We start from the raw sequence: 1638 nt of genomic DNA on the forward strand, positions 1-1638 counted from the left end.
GCGCGGGCGCTGCCTCGGCGGCTCGAGCGCGATCAACGCCATGCTCTACGTGCGCGGCCACCGCGAGGACTACGACGACTGGGAGCGCGCCGGCTGCAGCGGCTGGTCCTTCGGCGACGTGCTGCCCTGGTTCCGCCGCGCCGAGGGCAACCAGCGCGGCGCGAGCCCGCTGCATGGCGCCGACGGTCCGCTGCAGGTGGCCGACCAGCAGACGCCGCGCGCCATCAGCGAGGACTTCGTGCGCGCCGCGGTGCAGTCCGGCGTGCCCTTCAACGACGACTTCAACGGCATCGAGCAGGAAGGCGCGGGCCTCTACCAGGTCACGCAGTTCCATGGCGGCGCGAGGAACGGCGAGCGCTGCTCGGCCGCGGCCGCCTACCTGCATCCGGCGATGGCGCGCCCCAACCTCGCGGTGCTCACGCACACGCAGGCGCTGCGCGTGGTGATCGAGCATGGCCGCGCGGTGGGCGTGGAGGTGCGCCGCGGCGGCAACGTCGAGCGCATCCATGCGCGGCGCGAGGTGGCGCTGTGCGGCGGCGCCTTCCATTCGCCGCAGCTGCTGATGCTCTCGGGCATCGGCGATCCCGCGCAGCTGCAGCAGCACGGCATCGCGGTGCAGCAGGCGCTGCCCGGCGTGGGGCGCAACCTGCAGGACCACCTCGACTTCATCCTCGCCTACCGCTCGAAGCACCGCGACCTGTTCGGCATCGGCCTCGGCGCGAGCTGGACCCTGCTGCGCCAGGCGCTGTTGTGGCGCAGGACCGGCACCGGCCTGATCGCCACGCCCTTCGCCGAGGGCGGCGCCTTCGTGAAGTCCTCGCCCGAGCTGCGCCGGCCCGACCTGCAGCTGCACTTCGTGATCGCCATCACCGACGACCATGCGCGCAAGCTGCATGCGGGCTACGGCTTCTCGTGCCACGTCTGCGTGCTGCGGCCGAAGAGCCGCGGCGAGGTGCGGCTGGCCGATGCCAACCCGGCCTCGGCGCCACGCATCGATCCGCGCTTCCTGTCCGACCCCGAGGACCTCGCGCTGCTGCTGCAGGGCGTGAAGAAGACGCGCGGGATCATGGAGGCGGCGCCGCTCGCGAAGTACCGCCAGCGCGAGCTCTACACGGCCGATGCGCGCAGCGACGAGGACCTGGTGCGCCAGATCCGCGCGCGCGCCGACACCATCTACCACCCGGTCGGCAGCTGCCGCATGGGCGCGCCCAACGACGCGGGGGCGGTGGTCGATCCACGGCTGCGCGTGCGCGGCATCGAGGGCCTGCGCGTGGTCGATGCCTCGGTGATGCCGACCTTGATCGGCGGCAACACCAACGCGCCCACGGTGATGATCGCCGAGCGCGCGGCCGACTGGATGCGCGGGCCTGCGCGCTTCGCGCCCGAAGCCGATCCGGCTACGCGGGGACAGGCGCCTTCGACGAGCCCCGCACCTGCAACTGCCCCGGCAGCAGCAACTGCCGCGGCGGGCTTTCGAGCCCCCGCAGCCGGTCGATCAGGCAGCTAGCGGCGGCACGGCCGATGTCGTCGGTGGGCTGGGCCACGGTGCTGAGGCCCGGGCCGATCAGCGAAGCCCATTCGGGATCGTCGAAGCCGACGAAGCCGAGGTCGGCGCCGAACTGCCAGCCCAGCCGCGCC

2 protein-coding genes are annotated in these 1638 nt (G+C 73.1%); one reads left to right on the plus strand and one right to left on the minus strand.

Annotated elements, in window-relative coordinates; genetic code table 11:
* On the plus strand, positions 1-1507 hold a 1507-nt coding region (locus tag AC27VN_RS40880; protein ID WP_490880422.1), incomplete at its 5' end, for a GMC family oxidoreductase.
* On the opposite strand, the gene AC27VN_RS40885 is transcribed toward AC27VN_RS40880, so the two are convergent.
* A partial coding sequence (locus AC27VN_RS40885; protein ID WP_490880423.1) for a substrate-binding domain-containing protein occupies positions 1398-1638 on the minus strand: 241 nt, incomplete at its 5' end. The genes AC27VN_RS40880 and AC27VN_RS40885 overlap by 110 nt on opposite strands.

The sequence above is a fragment of the Variovorax sp. 20P10.2.4 genome, from assembly GCF_058244205.1.